The organism is Sphingobacterium chuzhouense (assembly GCF_014692525.1).
In the GTDB taxonomy this organism is placed as follows: domain Bacteria; phylum Bacteroidota; class Bacteroidia; order Sphingobacteriales; family Sphingobacteriaceae; genus Sphingobacterium; species Sphingobacterium chuzhouense.
Window position 1 is genome coordinate 135,457 of sequence record NZ_JACNYL010000002.1, and the last position, 18,203, is coordinate 153,659.

The following is an 18,203-nucleotide window of genomic DNA, read 5'->3' on the forward strand; positions in this document are numbered from 1 at the left end:
AGAGGGATTCCATAAAAATCGTTAATTTTCCTCTATAAAATAGTCCTAGATGGTAGAGGAGAGCTAAATTAAATTCATTTTATATTATGCGCCATTAAATTGCATATAAAAATGAATTTATTTAGGTTTGAAAGAAACAAGAAAACGACAGACATGGTATTAGGGCAAATAGAACCGAAATCGGTATGGCAATATTTTGAGGCGTTAAATGCAGTTCCTCGTGCATCAAAAAACGAAGAGCAGGTTATTCAGTTTATGTTGGATTTTGGTGATCGCCTAGGATTGGAAACGATACAGGATAAAGTGGGTAATATTATCATCCGCAAAGCGGCTACTGCGGGAATGGAAAACCGCAAGACAGTTGTTTTACAATCCCATTTGGACATGGTTCACCAGAAGAACAACAATACGGATTTTGATTTTGACACGCAGGGAATCTCCATGTTTATAGAGGATGGATGGGTAAAGGCACATGATACCACACTCGGGGCAGATAATGGAATAGGTGTAGCGGCAATCATGGCAGTTTTAGCATCGGACGACATTGCTCATCCTGCTATCGAAGCCCTATTTACAATAGACGAAGAAACGGGGATGACAGGTGCAAAAGGTTTACAGAGCGATCTGCTGAAAGGTGAGATTCTGTTGAATCTCGATACCGAAGAAGATACGGAAATTGACATCGGCTGTGCCGGTGGGGTAGATGTTACGGCTCGTCGTACTTATATACCGGAATCCGTTTCGAATGACGCTACCTACTATACATTAACGGTGAAAGGGTTGCACGGCGGGCATTCGGGGATGGAGATCCATAGAGGCTTAGGCAACGCCAACAAAATACTCAATCGTTTATTGTATACCTTATTGCCATTGGATATTCGGTTGGCTAATATTGACGGAGGCGGATTACGGAATGCGATTCCGAGAGAAAGTGTTGCTGTTTTTGCAGCTGATGCAACCACCGAGGAGTTGCTATTATCTGTAGTGGAACAAGAGAGCGCAGCTATAAAGCAGGAGTTTGCAACGGTTGATGAAGCGCTTGAAATCATATTAGAGCGACGTGAAAAACCATCTGCGGGTGTGTTACCGATAGTCGTACAGACCAAGTTGATTCAAACGCTTTATGCCGCACCAAATGGTGTTTATCGCATGAGTGCAGCTTTCGATAATTTGGTTGAAACATCGAACAATATTGCACGTGTGAAAGTAGGAGGAGGGAAGATAACGGTTAAATGTTTGACGCGTTCATCGGTAGAATCATCCAAAGTTGATTTGGCAAATGCACTAAAGTGCTGCTTTGAGTTGATGGATGCAGAAGTTAGCTTTTCGGGGGATTACCCAGGTTGGACGCCTAATCCAAATTCTGAAATTCTTGACGTGCTCAAATCAACCTATACCGACTTGTTTGAGGAAGAACCCCATGTTGTAGCGTGCCATGCAGGACTAGAATGTGGTATATTGGGCAGCCACTACCCCGAAATGGATATGATCTCGTTTGGCCCAACTATTTTAGGTGCGCATTCTCCACAGGAACGTGTTTCGATATCATCCGTACAGAAATTCTGGATATTCTTATTAGAAATCTTGAAACAGATTCCGGTAAAATGATTTTAAAAAGACGAAAAAAAGTATCACTGGTACTTGGTGGTGGTGGCGCTAGGGGAATTACGCATATTGGCGTTATCCAATGGTTGGAGGAGCAAGGCTACGAAATTGACGAAATTGTCGGATGCTCCATAGGAGCGCTTGTAGGTGGTGCTTATGCTACCAACCGTTTACAGGAGTTAGCGGATTGGATGAAAACCCTAACCCGTGCACAGGTCTTTAAATTAATGGATTTCTCCAACCCACGCTATGGTTTATTGAAAGGCGAACGTGTTTTGAACACGTTGCATGAAGTATTCGATGACGTGAACATTGAGGATTTGGCGCTTACCTATACCGCCGTTGCCACCGATTTGGAAAATGAACAGGAGGTCGTGTTCCGAGAAGGGAGTATTTACGCAGCTATTCGTGCTTCTATCGCTATTCCGGGTGTTTTTACAGGCGTATCTGTAGAAAATCGTTTTCTAGTGGACGGTGGGGTTTTAAATCCATTGCCTCTTAATCATGTATCGAGAAAAAGAAACTTGGTCGTCGCTGTTAATTTGGATGGCATGCCGATTAAAGATAAGTCAACGACACCACCACATTTTACGGCAAGGACATTGTTGATGGAATCATATTATGCGATGCGGCGTAGATTAAGCGCATTGATGTTGGAGCTCCATGAACCTGATTATACGATATGCGTGCCGCACAATGCTGCTGAGATATGGGAATTTCACCGTTCAGCAGAATTGATCGACGTAGGTTACGAATTGGCACGTACGGTAATTAAATCCCACTCATAAATTCCTTTATCGCATGATTAAATTCTTCAGGTGCTTCTAGATTTGGTAAATGTCCGCACCCCGTTATTTCTATAAACCGTGCATTTGGAATAGCCTCTTCTAAATCCTTCATGTCTTGTAAGGAAGTAATCCGGTCATCGCTACCGCGAATCAAGAGTGTAGGAACGCTGATATCTTTTAGTGTGTCACTCGTATCTGTTCTAGCTGCTAGTGCCAATAATGTCGAGCAGATGCTTCGTACACTATTTCTGCGAATGGCGCTTTTGATATACTCGACCGCTTCTGGTTTCTCTTGTATACTATAAGACGAAAACACGTTTTCTACAAAACCGATAGAGAATGGTCTGCGTCCATGATTCAGAATGGTCTGTATACTGGCAAATCGCTTTTGTTTTCCGACATTAGTATCAGCCTTACTATGTGTATCTACCAAAATAAGACCGGAAATTTTCTCTGGAAATAACTGATAGGCGCGAAGGACTATATATCCTCCCATAGAGATCCCGCAGAGCACTGCCTGCTCGATATCCAACTTTTCCATAAAGACGCCGATATCTTTCGCAAAAACATCGATGGAAAAAAAACCATGTCCACTAGTAGTCAAACCATGCCCCCGAATGTCTAATGCAATTGCGGTGACATCTTCTGGTAACGCCTCCAGTTGATCACGCCACATGTTTTTGTTAAAAGGAAAGCCATGTAAGAAAATAATGGTTTTAGATGTGGTTGTTCTTGATTTTTTAATGTAATAGGAGATACTGATGTCGCCAATTCGTATTTTGTTGCTTTTTACTAAGCGTTCGGTCATGTTGTTGAATTTTTATGCAATGTAATTATTTTTTAATCAGCAATATATATACCATATCGGTATTTTAACGGTCTTTTTTTTGAAAATAATTTGGAAAACAGGAAAAAGTGGCGATATTTGCATCACCAAAAGCAACAATCAAATGTTGTTATCGACATAAAAAGTTTGCGCTTGTAGCTTAACTGGATAGAGCACCTGACTACGGATCAGGAGGTTAGGGGTTCGACTCCCTTCAAGCGCACTTTTTTAATCTCTTAACCCTATTATATTTCAAAGCCGATTTTACGCCGCGTCCTTCGTATTTTTCACAAGACCGATTCCCGCGAAGAAAAAGATCAATGCTATAACACCGATAACGATCAGTGATATATAATCGGTATTTTTATTAATTAGTTCATAACCTGTGTAGATTAAACCAATAATACCTAAAATAGTTAATATCGTTCCAAATATCCGTTTTACGTTCATAGCTTTGTTTTTTGATATTTGAACAATATTTATGCCTGAAAGGTTTTTATCGCCAGACGGTTAAATTAATCTTTACCTCAGAAAGCAACGGAGAGATTGTTTACGCTATCAAGCAAGTGACCGTTGTGAACGGTTTAACTGTTGCCATTAGCGAAAGCGAACTGAATACCACTACTAAAAACAATTTAGTGAATTTGATCAATGCATTGCATTAATACGAAACGTGAATTTTATACCGCCCGGTTCTGAATGAATCGGGTGTTTTTTTAGTATTTATAGAGGAAATATATCATCTAAGTTTTTATACAATAACTCTTCGGTAATTTGGCGCTTCAATTCGGAGAAGTTCTCCCTGGTGGCGGAAACATTAAATTGACCATTTTGTAATAATGTAATCGAATCACAAGTTTCTTCTAACGAACCGAAAATATGGGAAGATAAGATTATCGTCTTACCTTTGGATCGTAATCTTTGAATAATATCCGTAAGAACTAGGCTGCTCTGGAAATCCAGACCATTATATGGTTCGTCGAGAATGTATATGCTGTTATTTTGCAACAGTACGCCCAAAATACCCAGCTTCTTTTTCATACCGGTAGAATAACTGCTCACATATTGATCTAACGGAAGATCAAAAATATTCTGCTCTTTGAGGTTCTGCACTTTTTTATGGCGGGCCTCTATTAGCAATGTGAGATATTCCTTTCCCGTAATTTTAGGAAGAAAATAGATTTCGGAAGGAAGATAGCCAATATGTTCTTTGAGCGGATACAGATCCGCTGAGATATGCCCTTCATATTTCTCGAGGCCTGCCAGACAGCGAAAAAAAGTAGTTTTACCTGCACCGTTTGCACCTACAATTCCGTAAACTTTGCCAGATAGAAAATCGATGTGCAGATCTTTTAAAATCTGATGTTTGCCATAAGATTTATGTAGGCTACGAATAGTAATCATAAATATTTTTCTAGATTTTGAACGGCTTTTTTATAATAATAAGGATAGGCGGCTACTAAAAGTAAGGGCATCATGACGATTACCATACACCCAATAGTTTCTGTTATTCCAACACCACGCGGATATGCAGCATATTTCATCAAGATAACCAATATGAGTAGTAATACCCCGCTGATCCAACAGAGAATTGCCCATAAGAACATAGATGTACCAAATAGCAGCAAAAGTAATAAGAACGGTGCTATTAAGAGACTTAATTGAACGCTTCCCATGCAGATTTTATTTTTTATGAAGCCAGATGCTGACCGTGCGTTATTCCAGACAATATATTCATCTTCGATAATATCATAAGCGCCCAATCCCATTAAAATAACAATCCCCAATAACACGATTGGAAGATTAATATTATCATAATATATGCTTATACAAGCAATGGTATAGCAAATAATCAATAACCACCAAAGGCGACGAAAGAAAATAATAAATTCAAATGCTGAATTACGAAAAGGAGTTGGTATATTCCGAATTTCTACTCTTCTGACAGAAATAACAGTCGCTACTATACTTAAAACAACCAAGAGTGCCACTAGCAACCACGCTCTTTCATAAATAGCGATGGGAATAAAGGGTAGGATACAGCCTATATTTTCGGCTAACCTTATTGCTGAGAATCGTTTCCTCGTCAATATATTTTTGAGAAAATCTATCCTGTCCGGATTGGCGAATTTGTACATTAGGGAGACTGATATGTATCCAAGTGTCCAGGGAGCATAAGTTGGGTACTTTATGGTAATAGCACAAAACGCAATATATAATGATGCTATCAGCAATAAACCAGCTAGGAAAGGAAGCCCAATATCTTCCATTTGGCGTCGGAAAATTCGATATTGTAATTGAAAGTAGTATTTCATTGTTCTTATTTCAATCGTAATCTGTGTTTGAAAACTTTCATCGTTGTAGGTTCGTCTTGTTATTTATTGTTGTGTTCATACAATTCTGCCTATATTTCAATAATAATGATTTCATTTAACATTGGTTATATAAATCTTAAATTTCTAATGTGTCGTCACTTCTTTCGCCGTTGTGTGAGTTGAATAGATTTTTTAAAAAGATCAACTCTCAAATGTATGAAAAATCGGCTTGTCGCATTTATTTAATTCAACTCGTATTATAAATAGACCTTTAATAATCATCGATATGAATTTTAAAAAATTATTATCTCTTTGTGCTTTTCTAACAATATTAAGTAGTGGCTCCTCCCAAGTGAAATGGGATATAAATACTGGATTAAATTATTCCAATATTATTGCTAAAGATCAAGATGGGAACAAGTCAAATACGTCTTCAGTACCAGGGATATATCTCGGCCTTGGTGTGGGAATCCCTCTTTCGCAATTGGTCTCTGTTCAGCCAACTCTTGTGTATGTAAAAAGAGGATTTCAACAGACAGGGGAGTCTCATGTCGGCTGGGGGAGAGACTTTGAAGCTCAAACTTCCTATATAGAATTACCGGTTGATTTCCTATATAAGCCTAAAATTGGTCCAGGTAATCTTTTGATAGCTGCTGGCACATATATTGGATATGGAACGGGAGGTAAATGGACAACTAATGGCACGGTATTAATTGGCGATATTATGATTGACGGCAAAGGGGATATTGCATTCCAAAATGATGCGCTGATCAGCGGGAAAGGGATGAATAGTTACACTTATGCCAGACCCTGGGATTACGGAGTGCATTTCAGAATAGGTTATGCACTTTTCGGTCAGTATTCGCTTTCTTTTAATGTTCAGCGAGGAATAGCGGATCTGCAGCCAAGATGGGGAGATTATCAGCCAGAAAGCACTGTGCGGAATAAGTCTTTAGGTGTAACGCTATCTTATAGTTTTCAGTAAATTTAAATTAAACCATCACTCTACCAACCTTAAGGAACTGCCTAGCCTAATCTTTAAACCCGATGGGATAGGCGGTATCTTATGTACATCCAATTCTTCCCAAAATCGTGTTGAGTAATTACTTTTGTCCGGCGTTTCATAAATACTTTTTGTCAGTTTCTTTTCAATGGATTTGTACTCTTTCGAACTTATATATCGACGTTCTAATACATAAAATTCATTAAGACCTTCGTAAGGTATATGACCATATTCACTCTTTCGCTTAATGCTTCCGACTACGTTTTGATAAAGGGATGTTAAATCAAATGGTGTTATATGATCCAATGCTGTCGATGCATAATTTTCTATATGTACGCCCTGCCGTATACGTGCTTCTATTCTGAAGAACTTCTCTTTCACAACACTATCGGGCAGCACTTTGTCTATATAGAATTGTAGGTTATCTCCATCGGCAGATATTGTAAGATAGCCTACATCTTCTCCTTTTTTTATTAAATGGGTACGATTTGTATCGACCTTTTTCTGTTCTAGTTCAGCCAGCCTATTTGCAAGTTTTTCCTTGTTTATTTTCGTAACCCTAGCTATCTGAAAGAAGGGTCCCATTTTAGTATGATAATCTGCTGCGACAGCTGAATCAATAAAAATACGATAATCAATGAGATCATATTTAGGTTTGCTCTTGATCAATGGAATATAGAATTCTACAATGCCGTCGGAGAAGTATTTATGTTGAAGGTTGAATGTCTCCAATGATCGGTAATATCCTTTTAAAACGATAACTTCTTTAGATTTGACACTTACAACGACGTCTTCGATGAGATTCGTTCTCGGTGTCATTTTGTACACCTGCTGTTTATCCAACGTTGACAAGGTGATATCTCTTGTTCTATAGGAGATATGCTGCGCAGTAATTTTCACAAACGATATGCTATTTTTATCGACTCCTTCAAGGAATTGCAGATTACCGTTTTTGTCTGTAAATCCGATCAACGCACCTGTTTCATGATAAATGTTTAATGCGGGAACAGGTAACTGGCTTAGACTATCGACAAAGCGTATCTGGGCTTTGCTCAATATGGATGTCAGCAAACAGATTGATATTAAGATAGTTTTGATTTTCATATTGTTTTAACAAAGATATAATACCCAGCTTCTGAGGGATGGTCTAAGACGAAGCTGTCTTTATCTTCTCTCAACATCAACTTAACAATCATAAAATCACCAGCTGCGGCAACTGTGAAAAATATGGAAAATATCAGTAAAGGAAAATTACCTATTGCCAAGGAAATTAGAGCTGGAAGAAAACCGAGGATAATAGATGGTGCCAGTGCGCCTATGATATATTGTTTTGTTGTCAATAGTTCTTTACAGTGGCAATAGGGGGTTAACATTTTCAGAATAACCCCAAATTTAATAGATTTAAAGCCTCTTTTTGCAAAAATTGCCCACGTAATACCATGGATGAGTTCGTGTAGAATGATACCTATAATGGTAGTGAGCAAGATCATAATAGCAAGATGTACAGAGTTTCCGTCAACGTAGCTTCTCATAATTTCAATATAGTCTTGCTTTCCCCATATAAGGTAAAAAGGAACTCCATATAGTAGAATAACAGGAATAAAAAAAAGGAGAGAGAAAGCATTAGCTTTGTATAGATTTATTAGGCGTGCTTCTTTACTGTAATCTTTTAATACGTCTTGGTTTATCATTACTTTTTTAACATACGAAGTTGTAATATTTATTCAATAATTTCAATGCGGTTACAATGGTCGGCGGCGTTTTTGCCAATCTCATAATCGAGCAAGCTCTCCACTCACTATAACCACAAAGGCTGTAGTAAAGACAGTATATAATGTTTAAGCTGTTTGCTTATCTGAAGAAATATATGCGGCAAGGGATATGTTTGTTTTATTCATGTTAATAAAATATATTCACTTAATATATAAAAAACTTTACAATTACACAACATCTTGCTGTATTAAAAAGTTGAAAACTACAGTAGCATTAAAACTCAATTAATTCCTTGCCTAGCTGATTGGTAACTTACCCGCAACAATCCTATCTGGAATTGCCCATAGCATTTAAAAGTGATTACAAAGGAAAGAAGGCAATGGAAAAACGCCAGATATGGAAACAAGACGCAGAAAGCGAGCATTGGACAATACTGTTTTATCATGATAAACAAACGCCTTGCCGCAATTTGCTCAGACGAAATAGCTTATAAGTCGCACCAATTAAACATATCGTCCGATAAAAAAGTAGTAAAAAAGAAAAGCATCGGTTGTCCCGATGCTTTTTTATAGAATGGAATCACTCTCCATGAATTATCACTGATACCCCAGCAATTTCATCACTTGCTTGGAATTCTGTTCTTCTCCAAATACTTCAAAGTTGAAAGTCTCATCGCGATTTCTACGAATCAACACATGCTTCGGTGACGGGAGTAGACAATGATGAATACCACCATACCCACTTAATACATCTTGATAAGCGCCTGTATGGAAGAATCCAACATATTGTACCTTACGGGTTTTCGGCATAAAAATAGAGTCCATGTGTGCTTCTTGATTGTAATAATCCTGTCCGTCACAGGTAATGCCGCCTAAGGTAACACGTTCATATTCTGAATCCCAGTTGTTTATCGGTAGGAGGATATATTTTTGGTTCAACGCCCAAACATCGGGAAGATTCGTGATAAAAGAACCATCGATCATAAACCATTTTTCCCGATCGTTTTGCTGCTTACGACCTAGCACCTTATATAGGATACCGGAAGCTTCCGCTACTGTATATTTACCAAACTCAGTAATAATATCCGGTTCCATCACCTCATGATGTGCACATATCTGTTTGATACGATTGATGATTTCGTTTACCATATATTCGTAATCAAAATCGTGTACAAGAGAATCTTTAAACGGCATGCCGCCACCGATATCTAATGTATCAAGAGCTGGATTTACTTTTTTGAATTTGCAATATAGGGTAACATATTTTTCCAGTTCGTTCCAATAGTACGGTGTATCGGAAATACCTGAATTGATAAAGAAATGTAACAGTTTGACCTTGAAATTCGGATTGTTTACAATTTTATTATTGTAAAAGTCAATCACGTCTTCCGAGCGGATGCCTAAACGTGACGTATAGAACTGTGAATCCGGTTGCTCCTCCGAAGCGACACGGATACCTAAAGCACACGGTTCGTCCAGCTCGATCTCGTCGTCATACAGATTAAACTCTTCTTTATTATCCAGTACGGGAATAATATTTTTAAACCCGTCGTGGATCATATCAATGATGTACTGCTTATATTGATAGGTTTTGAAGCCATTACAAATTACTGTAATATCCTTTGTTACCGTCCCTGCCCGCTCTAACGCATCAATCATAGGCATATCAAAAGCGGATGACGTCTCCAAATGGATGTCATTTTTAAGAGCTTCTTCAACGATATGTTTGAAATGTGAAGATTTTGTACAATAACAGTATTTATATGTTCCTCTGTAATCATTTTTTAAAATGGCCGTTTGGAACAAAATTTTTGCTTGTTGAATTTTTTTGCTGACGATAGGTAAATAGGTAAAACGCAGTGGCGTGCCATACGTCTCTATCATCTCCATCAAATTCAGATCGTGGAAATACAATTCGTCGTCGATTACTTCGAATCCGTCTTGTGGAAAACCAACACTTAAGTCAAGAAATTCCTGATAGCTTTGCATTTTTTATTATTTTTGGCAAAGATATACTTTCATGATGAATACCTTACTATATAGGTTTATATTTTTCCAGTTCATTATCAGAAAGTTATAAAAATTACGAAATAATTACATGGCTAATTCTATTCAACAGACTTTAATTGCGCAGACAATTCAGGCAGTGCGAGAACTTTATAGCGCGGATATTCCCGAATCGCAAGTAACTTTACAGGAAACCAGGAAAGAATTTGAAGGGCATATCACACTCGTGGTTTTCCCTATAACGCGTTTCTCCAAAAAATCACCGGAGCAAACAGGAAACGAAATAGGGGAGTTTCTGCAGCGCAATGTATCGATGATATCTGCTTTTAATGTAATCAAAGGCTTCTTAAATATCAGTCTTGCTGATCAATACTGGATAGAATTGGTGAATACAGAGCTGATAGACGCATCGTTTGGTACATTCCCCGCTAATGGAAAGAAATTAATGGTGGAATACAGTTCACCCAATACCAACAAGCCTCTTCACCTAGGTCATATCCGTAATAATTTATTAGGTTACTCAGTTGCGGAAATCTTAAAAGCTTACGGCTATGATGTAATAAAAGCTAATCTCGTCAATGACCGCGGTATCCATATTTGTAAGTCAATGCTCGCTTGGCAGAAATATGGAAATGGTGAAACGCCGGAGGCGTCGGAACTGAAAGGTGACCACCTTGTAGGGAAATACTATGTCATCTTCGATAAAGAATACAAAAGGGAAATCGATGCCTTGAAAGAGCAAGGCCAAACGGAAGAGGAAGCCAAAAGGAACGCTCCGTTAATCAAAGAGGCGCAGGCGATGTTGCAAAGATGGGAGGCAAACGACAAAGACGTCATCGATTTGTGGAAAACTATGAACGGTTGGGTATATGACGGATTCGAGCAAACGTATAAACAACTCGGGGTGGATTTTGATAAGTTTTACTACGAATCGAACACCTATTTATTAGGTAAAGATATTATCCAAGAAGGATTGGATAAGGGGGTTTTCTTTAGGAAAGAGGACAACTCGGTGTGGATTGATTTAACGGATGAAGGATTAGATCAGAAACTGGTCTTACGTGGTGATGGTACATCGGTGTATATTACGCAGGATTTGGGCACAGCACAGCTCAAATACGATGAGTTTAAGATGGATGAATCTATCTACGTCGTCGGAAACGAACAGGATTACCACTTTAAGGTATTATTCTTGATCTTAAAGAAACTAGGAAAACCTTGGGCGGAGGGATTATATCATTTATCGTATGGAATGGTCGATTTGCCATCGGGCAAAATGAAATCTAGAGAAGGAACAGTCGTCGATGCTGACGATTTAATGGAGGAAATGCTGGAAACCGCTAAAACACGTACCGAGGAACTGGGTAAAACAGAGGGATTGGAAGAAGAGGAAAAAGCATCGTTATATAATACCATAGGGATGGGAGCATTAAAATACTTCTTATTGAAGGTTGACCCTAAGAAACGTTTGCTATTTGACCCCAATGAGTCTGTCGATTTTCAAGGACATACCGGGCCGTTTATCCAATATACGCATGCGCGTATCAAATCGGTCTTGCGAAAAGCATCTTATGATAAACCACTTGCATTGGGGAATCCTGAAAACCTCTCTGTATATGAGCAAGACTTATTACAAGCTTTAAGCAGGTATCCTGAAGTGTTAGAAGCTTCAGCGAAGGAGTTTTCACCCGCGCAGTTGGCTAACTATGCCTATGAACTTGCGAAACTCTATAACAAGTTTTATCACGAAGAAAGTATTCTAAAAGCCGAGGATGAAACGGTCAAGAATTTCCGTCTGCACTTATCGGCGATAGCGGCGCGGATTATTTCGGAAAGTATGCGTCTCTTGGGCATTCATGTGCCAGAAAGAATGTAGGGTGTCCTCTTCTTTTTTTCCGTAAAAAAGAAGCAAAAACCTCGCCGCTGGGAATCTTTGCATAAAGGTGAGGTGCAAAGGCAAGTTTGTACAAATGCAAAGTTTCCGAGGCGGCATTGAGTGTTAATTAGGGTATAGTACAACAATGAAATAAAACAATTGTTGTGTAATGTGAAGAAGAGGTAATACAAGTGAACATGAGCAAAAAATACAAAATAGGTTTAATAGGCTTTTCAATAGGCGGGCAGGTATTCCACGCACCTTTTATCGTAGGAAATTCCTCGTTGGAATTGTATAAAGTAACGGCGAGAAAACCCGAACAGCAGCAGGTTTTAGCGAACAAATACCCGTTGGCGATCGCGGTACAGACTATAGATGAAATCATCGATGATCCACTAGTAGATATTGTTGTGGTAGCAACCTCTAACGATGTACATTACGCATTGACAAAAAGAGCATTGGAAGCCGGAAAGCATGTTGTGGTAGAAAAGCCATTTACCAATACGACCGCGGAAGCGGACGAATTGATTGCATTAGCAAAACAGAAAGGACGGATATTAACTGTTCATCATAATGCTAGGTTTCATTCTGATTTCAAGACAGTTAAAAAGATTATAGAGGGCAAAAGATTAGGGTCGGTTGTCAATTATCAAGCACGTTTTGACCGTTTTAGAAACTTTCTGCGAGAAGGAGCTTGGCGGGAACAGGATTTGCCGGGTTCTGGTATCCATTATGATTTGGGTGCGCATTTAATAGATCAGGCATTGCAACTTTTCGGAAAACCGGATGCCGTGTTTGCAGATTTGCGAAAACAGCGGGAACACGCCAAAGCAGTAGATGATTTTGAGTTTATATTAAGTTACCCAACACGTAAAGTTTCCCTATTCGGGCAAATGCTAGCAAAAGAGCCAACCCATCGATTTGCAATATATGGCCTGAAAGGTTCTTTCGTAAAACCCGGCGTAGATCCGCAGGAAACGTTATTACGCAACGGTGCATTGCCGCACGAAGACCCGAACTGGGGGAAAGAATCGGAGTATACCTATGGTATATTGAACATACTAGAAAACAGACAGGATATCCGGGAAACAGTTCCCAGCGAAATAGGAACAGGCCAGGATTTTTATCAAAATTTGGTAAACGTATTGCATGATAAAAGTGAGTTAATTGTGACACCGGAGCAAGCACGCGATGTTATCCGTATCCTGGAAGCAGCAGAACAATCCTGGAAGGAACAACGTGTTATCTCCCTCAAAGATCAATTGATAGCGTATTAATGGATTATGACGCAATTATAATCGGCGGGGGAGCATGTGGACTGATGTGTGCTGTGCAAGCAGGATTGTTAGGTAAACGCACACTAGTTTTAGAAAGAAACGATAAGCCTGGCGCTAAAATATTGATCTCAGGTGGCGGACGCTGTAATTTCACCAATTTATATACTACTCCTGAAAATTTTATAACAAAAAACCCACACTTTCTCCATACGGCTTTTTCGCAATGGACGGTAGAAGATACGATTTCTTTTTTTGAGAATTTCGGTGAAATTCAAGGACAGGAAAAAACACTCGGTCAACTTTTTCCAAAATCGAATAAAGCAAAAGATGTCGTCGCTGTATTTACGAAACTGATGTATGATACCGGACAGGATATTTGGTTGCAAACCGAAGTGAAATCTGTCAAGAAACAAGAAGAAGGGTATGTAGTGTCCTTTGTACGAGAGGGAAACGAGCAACAGCTTTTTTGTAAGAAAGTAGTTTTTGCTTCTGGAGGTCTATCTGTCGCTAAACTGGGTGCTTCGGATTTTACAGTAAGGTCTGCTCGCCAATTTGGCCTGTCTATAGTAGACACTGCCCCGGCACTCGTTCCATTGACTATTACAGGAAAGGATGCAACGTGGTATGCTTCGTTAGCTGGAAACAGTGTTTTTGCCCGTGTTTTCAACGACAGAATCAGTTTCGAGGAAAATATTCTATTTACTCATTGGGGATTGAGTGGGCCGGCTATTTTACAAATCTCTTCTTATTGGCGTGCAGGTGAGACGTTTACGATAGATCTGCTGCCTAAATTCCGTTTGGATGAACTAATCAAGAGTGAACGAGCAGCAGGTGGGAAGCGTACCGTAGGACAAATGCTGAATGATTATTTTACAAAGAAAATGGTGGAAGCTTTGGGGAAATATCTTCCGATCGAGCTTAAGATTGCTTCACTCAGTAAAACCGACGCCAAATGTGTGTGCGATACGATACATAAGTTTATAGTGAAACCTGCGGGTGACAAAGGTTATGATAAAGCGGAGGTGATGCGGGGCGGTGTCTCGACCGACGAGCTTAATCCTCGCACGCTGGAAGCCAAGAAACAGCCAGGACTTTATTTTGGTGGCGAAGCTGTAGATATTACAGGCTGGCTCGGAGGATATAACTTTCAATGGGCTTGGGCCTCCGGCTATTTGATTGCGCAAGATTTGTAGGGCTATTGGTATTTTCTTAACTTTGCACCGAAGCAAACTGGTTCTATCGCTGTCACATCTTCGGATGGGAGAGAGGAAAGTCCGGGCAACATAGAGTAACACGCTTCCTAACGGGAAGGCTCTTATGGAAATAAGAGACAGAAAGTGCCACAGAAAATATACCGCTCCGACTCGTCGGAGCAAGGGTGAAAATGTGAGGTAAGAGCTCACAGTCTTGCATGGTGACATGTATTACGGTAAACCTCGTGTGTTGAAAGACCAAATAGGTTACGAAATTCGGAGGCTGCTCGTCTTCTCCCCACTTGTGGGGATTCGTAATGGGTAGGTTGATCGAGCTTGTGTGTGAATGCAAGCCTAGATAAATGATAGAAATCCACTCGTTTAGGCGTTGAGGATACAGAACCCGGCTTACAAAGTTTGCTTCTTTTTAAGGGTTAATAAGTTAATAAGGTTAAGAAGTTAATAGAGTTGATATTCGTAACTTTATTAACTTTTCAAACAAACAAAGGTAAATATATATGACAACAATCTTAATCATCGACGACGAACGGCCCATAAGGAGCTCGCTCCGCGATATTTTGGAATATGAAGATTACAAAGTTCTGGACGTCGATAATGGATTTGATGGCTTGGATATCTTAAAAAAGGAAAAAATAGACCTTGTTCTATGTGATATCAAAATGAACAAAATGGACGGTATGGAAGTCCTGACGGAGGCACAGAGTATTTGCGATACGCCTTTTATCATGATTTCCGGTCACGGTACTATCGAGACAGCCGTGGAAGCAGCTCGAAAAGGCGCTTTCGACTTTTTGGAAAAGCCACTCGACCTCAATAGATTGTTGATTACCGTGCGAAATGCCCTTGAAAAAGGGGTTTTGGTCAAGGAAACTAAAGTTCTAAAGAAAAAAGTTTCTAAAACTAAGGAAATACTAGGCGAATCTCCAACAATTAGCCTGATAAAAGAAACGATAGATCGTGTGGCACCTACAGAAGCCCGTGTTTTGATAACGGGAGAAAACGGCTCAGGAAAAGAGTTGGTAGCGCATTGGCTTCATGAGAAATCTGCTCGTGCGGGTTCACCTTTAGTAGAGGTCAACTGTGCCGCAATTCCGTCAGAGTTGATAGAATCAGAATTGTTTGGACATGAAAAAGGTTCTTTTACATCTGCTGTAAAACAGCGTATCGGAAAGTTTGAGCAAGCCAACGGTGGAACATTATTTTTGGATGAGATTGGTGATATGAGCCTTTCTGCGCAAGCCAAAGTATTGCGTGCACTTCAAGAAAATAAAATAACACGGGTAGGTGGGGAAAAGGAAATAGACGTGAATGTCCGTGTAATTGCCGCGACAAATAAAGACTTGTTAAAAGAGATAGAGGATGGCAATTTCCGTATGGACCTTTACCACCGTCTAAGCGTTATCTTAATTCACGTACCATCTCTTAAGGAACGGGCTACCGATATTCCCATTATTGCATCTAGTTTCTGTGAAGAAATATGTGGTGGGTACAACACACCTACGAAAGAGATTACTGAAGGGGCTATGCAAGCGTTACAAGCGTTACCTTGGACAGGAAATATTCGTGAATTGCGGAACATGATAGAACGATTGATTATCCTTAGTGATAAGAGAATCACAGAAAAAGAAGTAGCGTTATATGCCAATCCGTCGAATAATCATATAATTGCAGAAAACAACGAAACTTCAAAAAGAGGACAATCTCTCGATTTCGATAAATTTGAATCTTTTCAGGACTATAAGGATTACGCTGAAAAAGAATTTATCAATTTTAAATTGGATAAGAATGGTTGGAACGTTTCAAAAACCGCCGATGATATCGGAATACAACGCAGTCACTTATATCATAAGATCGAAAAATTTGGATTGAAACGTACGGAATAGTATACAACAAAAAAGCGGTGGAAAATTTTCCACCGCTTTTTGCTATTCATTGAATTTTCGTTTTTGCCTTCTGTAAAGCACAACAATAATAAGTAAGAGTATAATTGCTCCCACAATAATCGCCGCTGTAGGCGATGTCTCTTCCCCCTCCGTATTTATATGTTGGCTTGCTCTTGCAAGTAACGTGAAATAGCTAAATAAAATCATAAACCCCACCTTTCTCATAACTTAAATATTTAAAAAACCATAATTGACATAATATAATGTTTTCTCTTTTAAATAACAAACATTTTTAATACAAAGATGCAGTGTTTTTTGTTAAAATATGTTAAACAAGTGTTAAAGTCCTTTTAATTTTTTTTCTTACAAATGGTAGTTGATCTCTTGTATATAAACAAGAAAGAAAATCTACATTTCTTCTGGAACCGGACTATGGATCAATTCTTGCGCTTCGATCAAGATACGTTTTTTTTGATGTTTAGCAGTTTGTAGATATTCAAGATAATTTGGTTTTTCCACCAAATCACGGACGAGTATACAGCCATTTTTGAGTAACAACGATTTCTCCATACCATTTAAATTGGTTAAACAGGTCACTGGATACAAATCTAGATTGTCTACTTGATTTTTAATATTGTTGTGAGCAGGATAGTCCCAAGCTAACATATTTAATTTATAATATTCTCCAAAACTGATGGAGTCAGAAGTGAGGTAGGCATTCGTCACCAACCAACCATCTGTAAATTGTCGGGGCGTTTCAAAAAAGGAAAAGGAAATACCTTTGATATCTTTTACCCTTGACAGAAAATACATAGGGGTAGTTACAGAAATTTTCGCATCCACATCATTTCGGAATTTACATTCTATAGCCAACATAGAATCGCCTTTTGTTGCTATGACGTCAATTTCATGTGTAACCGCATGGCCTTGTACTGTTTTTCCGGTAACAGTTTTATAACCGGCATTAGCAAATAATTTACCTATCCATTTCTCAAAGTAGAAGCCCTCTGGCCCTAGATCCCGAAGAGCCTTCTTCAACGAATACCTAGCTGCATAGGAATCGCGATGATTTTTTAGCAAATCGAAAGCAAGTTCATACAGTTCGCGCGTCGTTATACCATCGTAGAGACGGGGTTGTATGCGTTGGAAAACCGTATCAACTTCGTCTTCCGAAGCTTCCGATTTAGTCAGGGAGTGTTTTAATTTATTAGGTTCGAAAGGAACCAGCTCCCCGGAATGTTTCTTTACATGGATTTTCATCTTAATCTGTTTGGGTGTTAAAAAGTACATTTTTTTATATAAACAGCAAAACATTTTGAATAAATAGATTGTTCTATTTAAAAAATTGGTTATGGGAATTATAGATCAAGCAGTAGACAAAATGAAAACTAAACTGGACGATGCCTGCGAACATGGCACAATAGGAAGTTCAGAACGTATGCTGTCTGTCATAGCGGGCGGCTTTATCTTGGGGCATAGCGTCAAAAAATTATTGAAAAAACCACTTGCTGCTATTTCCGGCCTGACGTTGGGAGGTGCATTGGTTGCTAGAGGTGTAACCGGTAAATGCCCCATCGTGGGAGCAATTGGGGATGCAGAAGAAGAGGAACGAAATCTTACGCTAATCGAACGCCGATATTTCGAGAAATAAATCGAGGTTTGTTATATACTAATTCTGGCTAAACCATCCTTGTGAT

General features: G+C 39.1%; 18 protein-coding genes, 1 tRNA gene and 1 other RNA gene. 11 read left to right on the top strand and 9 right to left on the bottom strand.

Going from position 1 to position 18,203, the window contains the following annotated elements:
- The first annotated feature begins 111 nt into the window (after positions 1-111).
- Positions 112-1,608: an aminoacyl-histidine dipeptidase gene (locus tag H8B21_RS06925; protein ID WP_223814899.1), complete on the top strand. Its 1,497-nt coding sequence runs from the start codon at positions 112-114 to the stop codon at positions 1,606-1,608.
- A complete protein-coding gene (locus H8B21_RS06930; RefSeq protein WP_190313084.1) occupies positions 1,605-2,393 on the top strand; it encodes a patatin-like phospholipase family protein in 789 nt (262 codons plus the stop codon). Before H8B21_RS06925 ends, H8B21_RS06930 begins: the two co-directional genes overlap by 4 nt.
- Here the strand turns inward: H8B21_RS06930 and H8B21_RS06935 are convergent.
- Positions 2,377-3,201: an alpha/beta fold hydrolase gene (locus H8B21_RS06935; RefSeq protein WP_190313085.1), complete on the bottom strand. Its 825-nt coding sequence runs from the start codon at positions 3,199-3,201 to the stop codon at positions 2,377-2,379. The genes H8B21_RS06930 and H8B21_RS06935 overlap by 17 nt on opposite strands.
- A gap of 167 nt (positions 3,202-3,368) precedes the next feature.
- Here H8B21_RS06935 and H8B21_RS06940 point away from each other — a divergent pair.
- Positions 3,369-3,442: transfer RNA gene (locus H8B21_RS06940), tRNA-Arg, on the top strand.
- A 41-nt stretch (positions 3,443-3,483) separates the two neighbouring features.
- Here H8B21_RS06940 and H8B21_RS06945 read toward each other — a convergent pair.
- Positions 3,484-3,669, bottom strand: a complete 186-nt coding sequence (locus tag H8B21_RS06945) for a hypothetical protein (protein ID WP_190313086.1) — start codon at positions 3,667-3,669, stop codon at positions 3,484-3,486.
- 11 nt (positions 3,670-3,680) lie between these two features.
- Here H8B21_RS06945 and H8B21_RS06950 point away from each other — a divergent pair, with 11 nt between their 5' ends.
- Positions 3,681-3,884, top strand: a complete 204-nt coding sequence (locus H8B21_RS06950) for a hypothetical protein (RefSeq protein ID WP_190313087.1) — start codon at positions 3,681-3,683, stop codon at positions 3,882-3,884.
- Positions 3,885-3,942: 58 nt separating this feature from the next.
- Here H8B21_RS06950 and H8B21_RS06955 read toward each other — a convergent pair whose 3' ends face one another.
- Positions 3,943-4,623, bottom strand: a complete 681-nt coding sequence (locus H8B21_RS06955) for an ABC transporter ATP-binding protein (protein ID WP_190313088.1) — start codon at positions 4,621-4,623, stop codon at positions 3,943-3,945.
- Complete coding sequence (locus H8B21_RS06960; RefSeq protein ID WP_190313089.1) at positions 4,620-5,534, bottom strand: hypothetical protein; 915 nt, start codon at positions 5,532-5,534, stop codon at positions 4,620-4,622. Before H8B21_RS06960 ends, H8B21_RS06955 begins: the two co-directional genes overlap by 4 nt.
- A gap of 286 nt (positions 5,535-5,820) precedes the next feature.
- Here H8B21_RS06960 and H8B21_RS06965 point away from each other — a divergent pair, with 286 nt between their 5' ends.
- Positions 5,821-6,519: an outer membrane beta-barrel protein gene (locus H8B21_RS06965; protein WP_190313090.1), complete on the top strand. Its 699-nt coding sequence runs from the start codon at positions 5,821-5,823 to the stop codon at positions 6,517-6,519.
- A 15-nt stretch (positions 6,520-6,534) separates the two neighbouring features.
- Here the strand turns inward: H8B21_RS06965 and H8B21_RS06970 are convergent, their stop codons facing one another.
- The 3 genes from H8B21_RS06970 to H8B21_RS06980 form a co-directional block, all read right to left on the bottom strand.
- Entirely contained in the window at positions 6,535-7,641 is a 1,107-nt protein-coding gene (locus H8B21_RS06970; protein ID WP_190313091.1) for a hypothetical protein, read from the bottom strand.
- Entirely contained in the window at positions 7,638-8,228 is a 591-nt protein-coding gene (locus tag H8B21_RS06975; RefSeq protein ID WP_190313092.1) for a DUF3267 domain-containing protein, read from the bottom strand. The genes H8B21_RS06970 and H8B21_RS06975 overlap by 4 nt, the downstream gene beginning before the upstream one ends.
- A gap of 618 nt (positions 8,229-8,846) precedes the next feature.
- Positions 8,847-10,238 (bottom strand): arginine decarboxylase, encoded by a 1,392-nt coding sequence (locus tag H8B21_RS06980; protein ID WP_190313093.1) that lies wholly within the window; start codon positions 10,236-10,238, stop codon positions 8,847-8,849.
- A 109-nt stretch (positions 10,239-10,347) separates the two neighbouring features.
- On the opposite strand from H8B21_RS06980, the gene argS reads away from it, so the two are divergent.
- The 5 genes from argS (at position 10,348) to H8B21_RS07005 (ending at position 16,506) form a co-directional block, all read left to right on the top strand.
- Entirely contained in the window at positions 10,348-12,132 is a 1,785-nt protein-coding gene (argS, locus tag H8B21_RS06985) for an arginine--tRNA ligase (protein ID WP_190313094.1), read from the top strand.
- 197 nt (positions 12,133-12,329) lie between these two features.
- A complete protein-coding gene (locus H8B21_RS06990) occupies positions 12,330-13,409 on the top strand; it encodes a Gfo/Idh/MocA family oxidoreductase (RefSeq protein WP_190313095.1) in 1,080 nt (359 codons plus the stop codon).
- Entirely contained in the window at positions 13,409-14,602 is a 1,194-nt protein-coding gene (locus H8B21_RS06995) for a BaiN/RdsA family NAD(P)/FAD-dependent oxidoreductase (RefSeq protein ID WP_190313096.1), read from the top strand. Before H8B21_RS06990 ends, H8B21_RS06995 begins: the two co-directional genes overlap by 1 nt.
- A gap of 30 nt (positions 14,603-14,632) precedes the next feature.
- Positions 14,633-15,029: RNase P RNA component class A (gene rnpB, locus H8B21_RS07000), an RNA gene on the top strand.
- 91 nt (positions 15,030-15,120) lie between these two features.
- The gene (locus H8B21_RS07005; RefSeq protein WP_190313097.1) at positions 15,121-16,506 is read left to right on the top strand and encodes a sigma-54-dependent transcriptional regulator; all 1,386 of its coding nucleotides are present in this window, start codon (positions 15,121-15,123) and stop codon (positions 16,504-16,506) included.
- A gap of 42 nt (positions 16,507-16,548) precedes the next feature.
- Here H8B21_RS07005 and H8B21_RS20880 read toward each other — a convergent pair whose 3' ends face one another.
- Together H8B21_RS20880 and H8B21_RS07015 are read right to left on the bottom strand one after the other, a co-directional pair.
- Positions 16,549-16,731, bottom strand: coding sequence for an LPXTG cell wall anchor domain-containing protein (locus H8B21_RS20880; RefSeq protein ID WP_380907016.1), 183 nt, complete (start codon positions 16,729-16,731; stop codon positions 16,549-16,551).
- Between the two features lie 183 nt (positions 16,732-16,914).
- Positions 16,915-17,796 carry an ATP cone domain-containing protein gene (locus H8B21_RS07015; RefSeq protein ID WP_223814900.1) on the bottom strand — a complete coding sequence of 294 codons (882 nt, stop codon included), beginning with the start codon at positions 17,794-17,796 and terminating at the stop codon, positions 16,915-16,917.
- Between the two features lie 61 nt (positions 17,797-17,857).
- Here H8B21_RS07015 and H8B21_RS07020 point away from each other — a divergent pair, with 61 nt between their 5' ends.
- Positions 17,858-18,157 carry a YgaP family membrane protein gene (locus H8B21_RS07020; protein ID WP_190313099.1) on the top strand — a complete coding sequence of 100 codons (300 nt, stop codon included), beginning with the start codon at positions 17,858-17,860 and terminating at the stop codon, positions 18,155-18,157.
- The last annotated feature ends 46 nt before the right edge of the window (positions 18,158-18,203 follow it).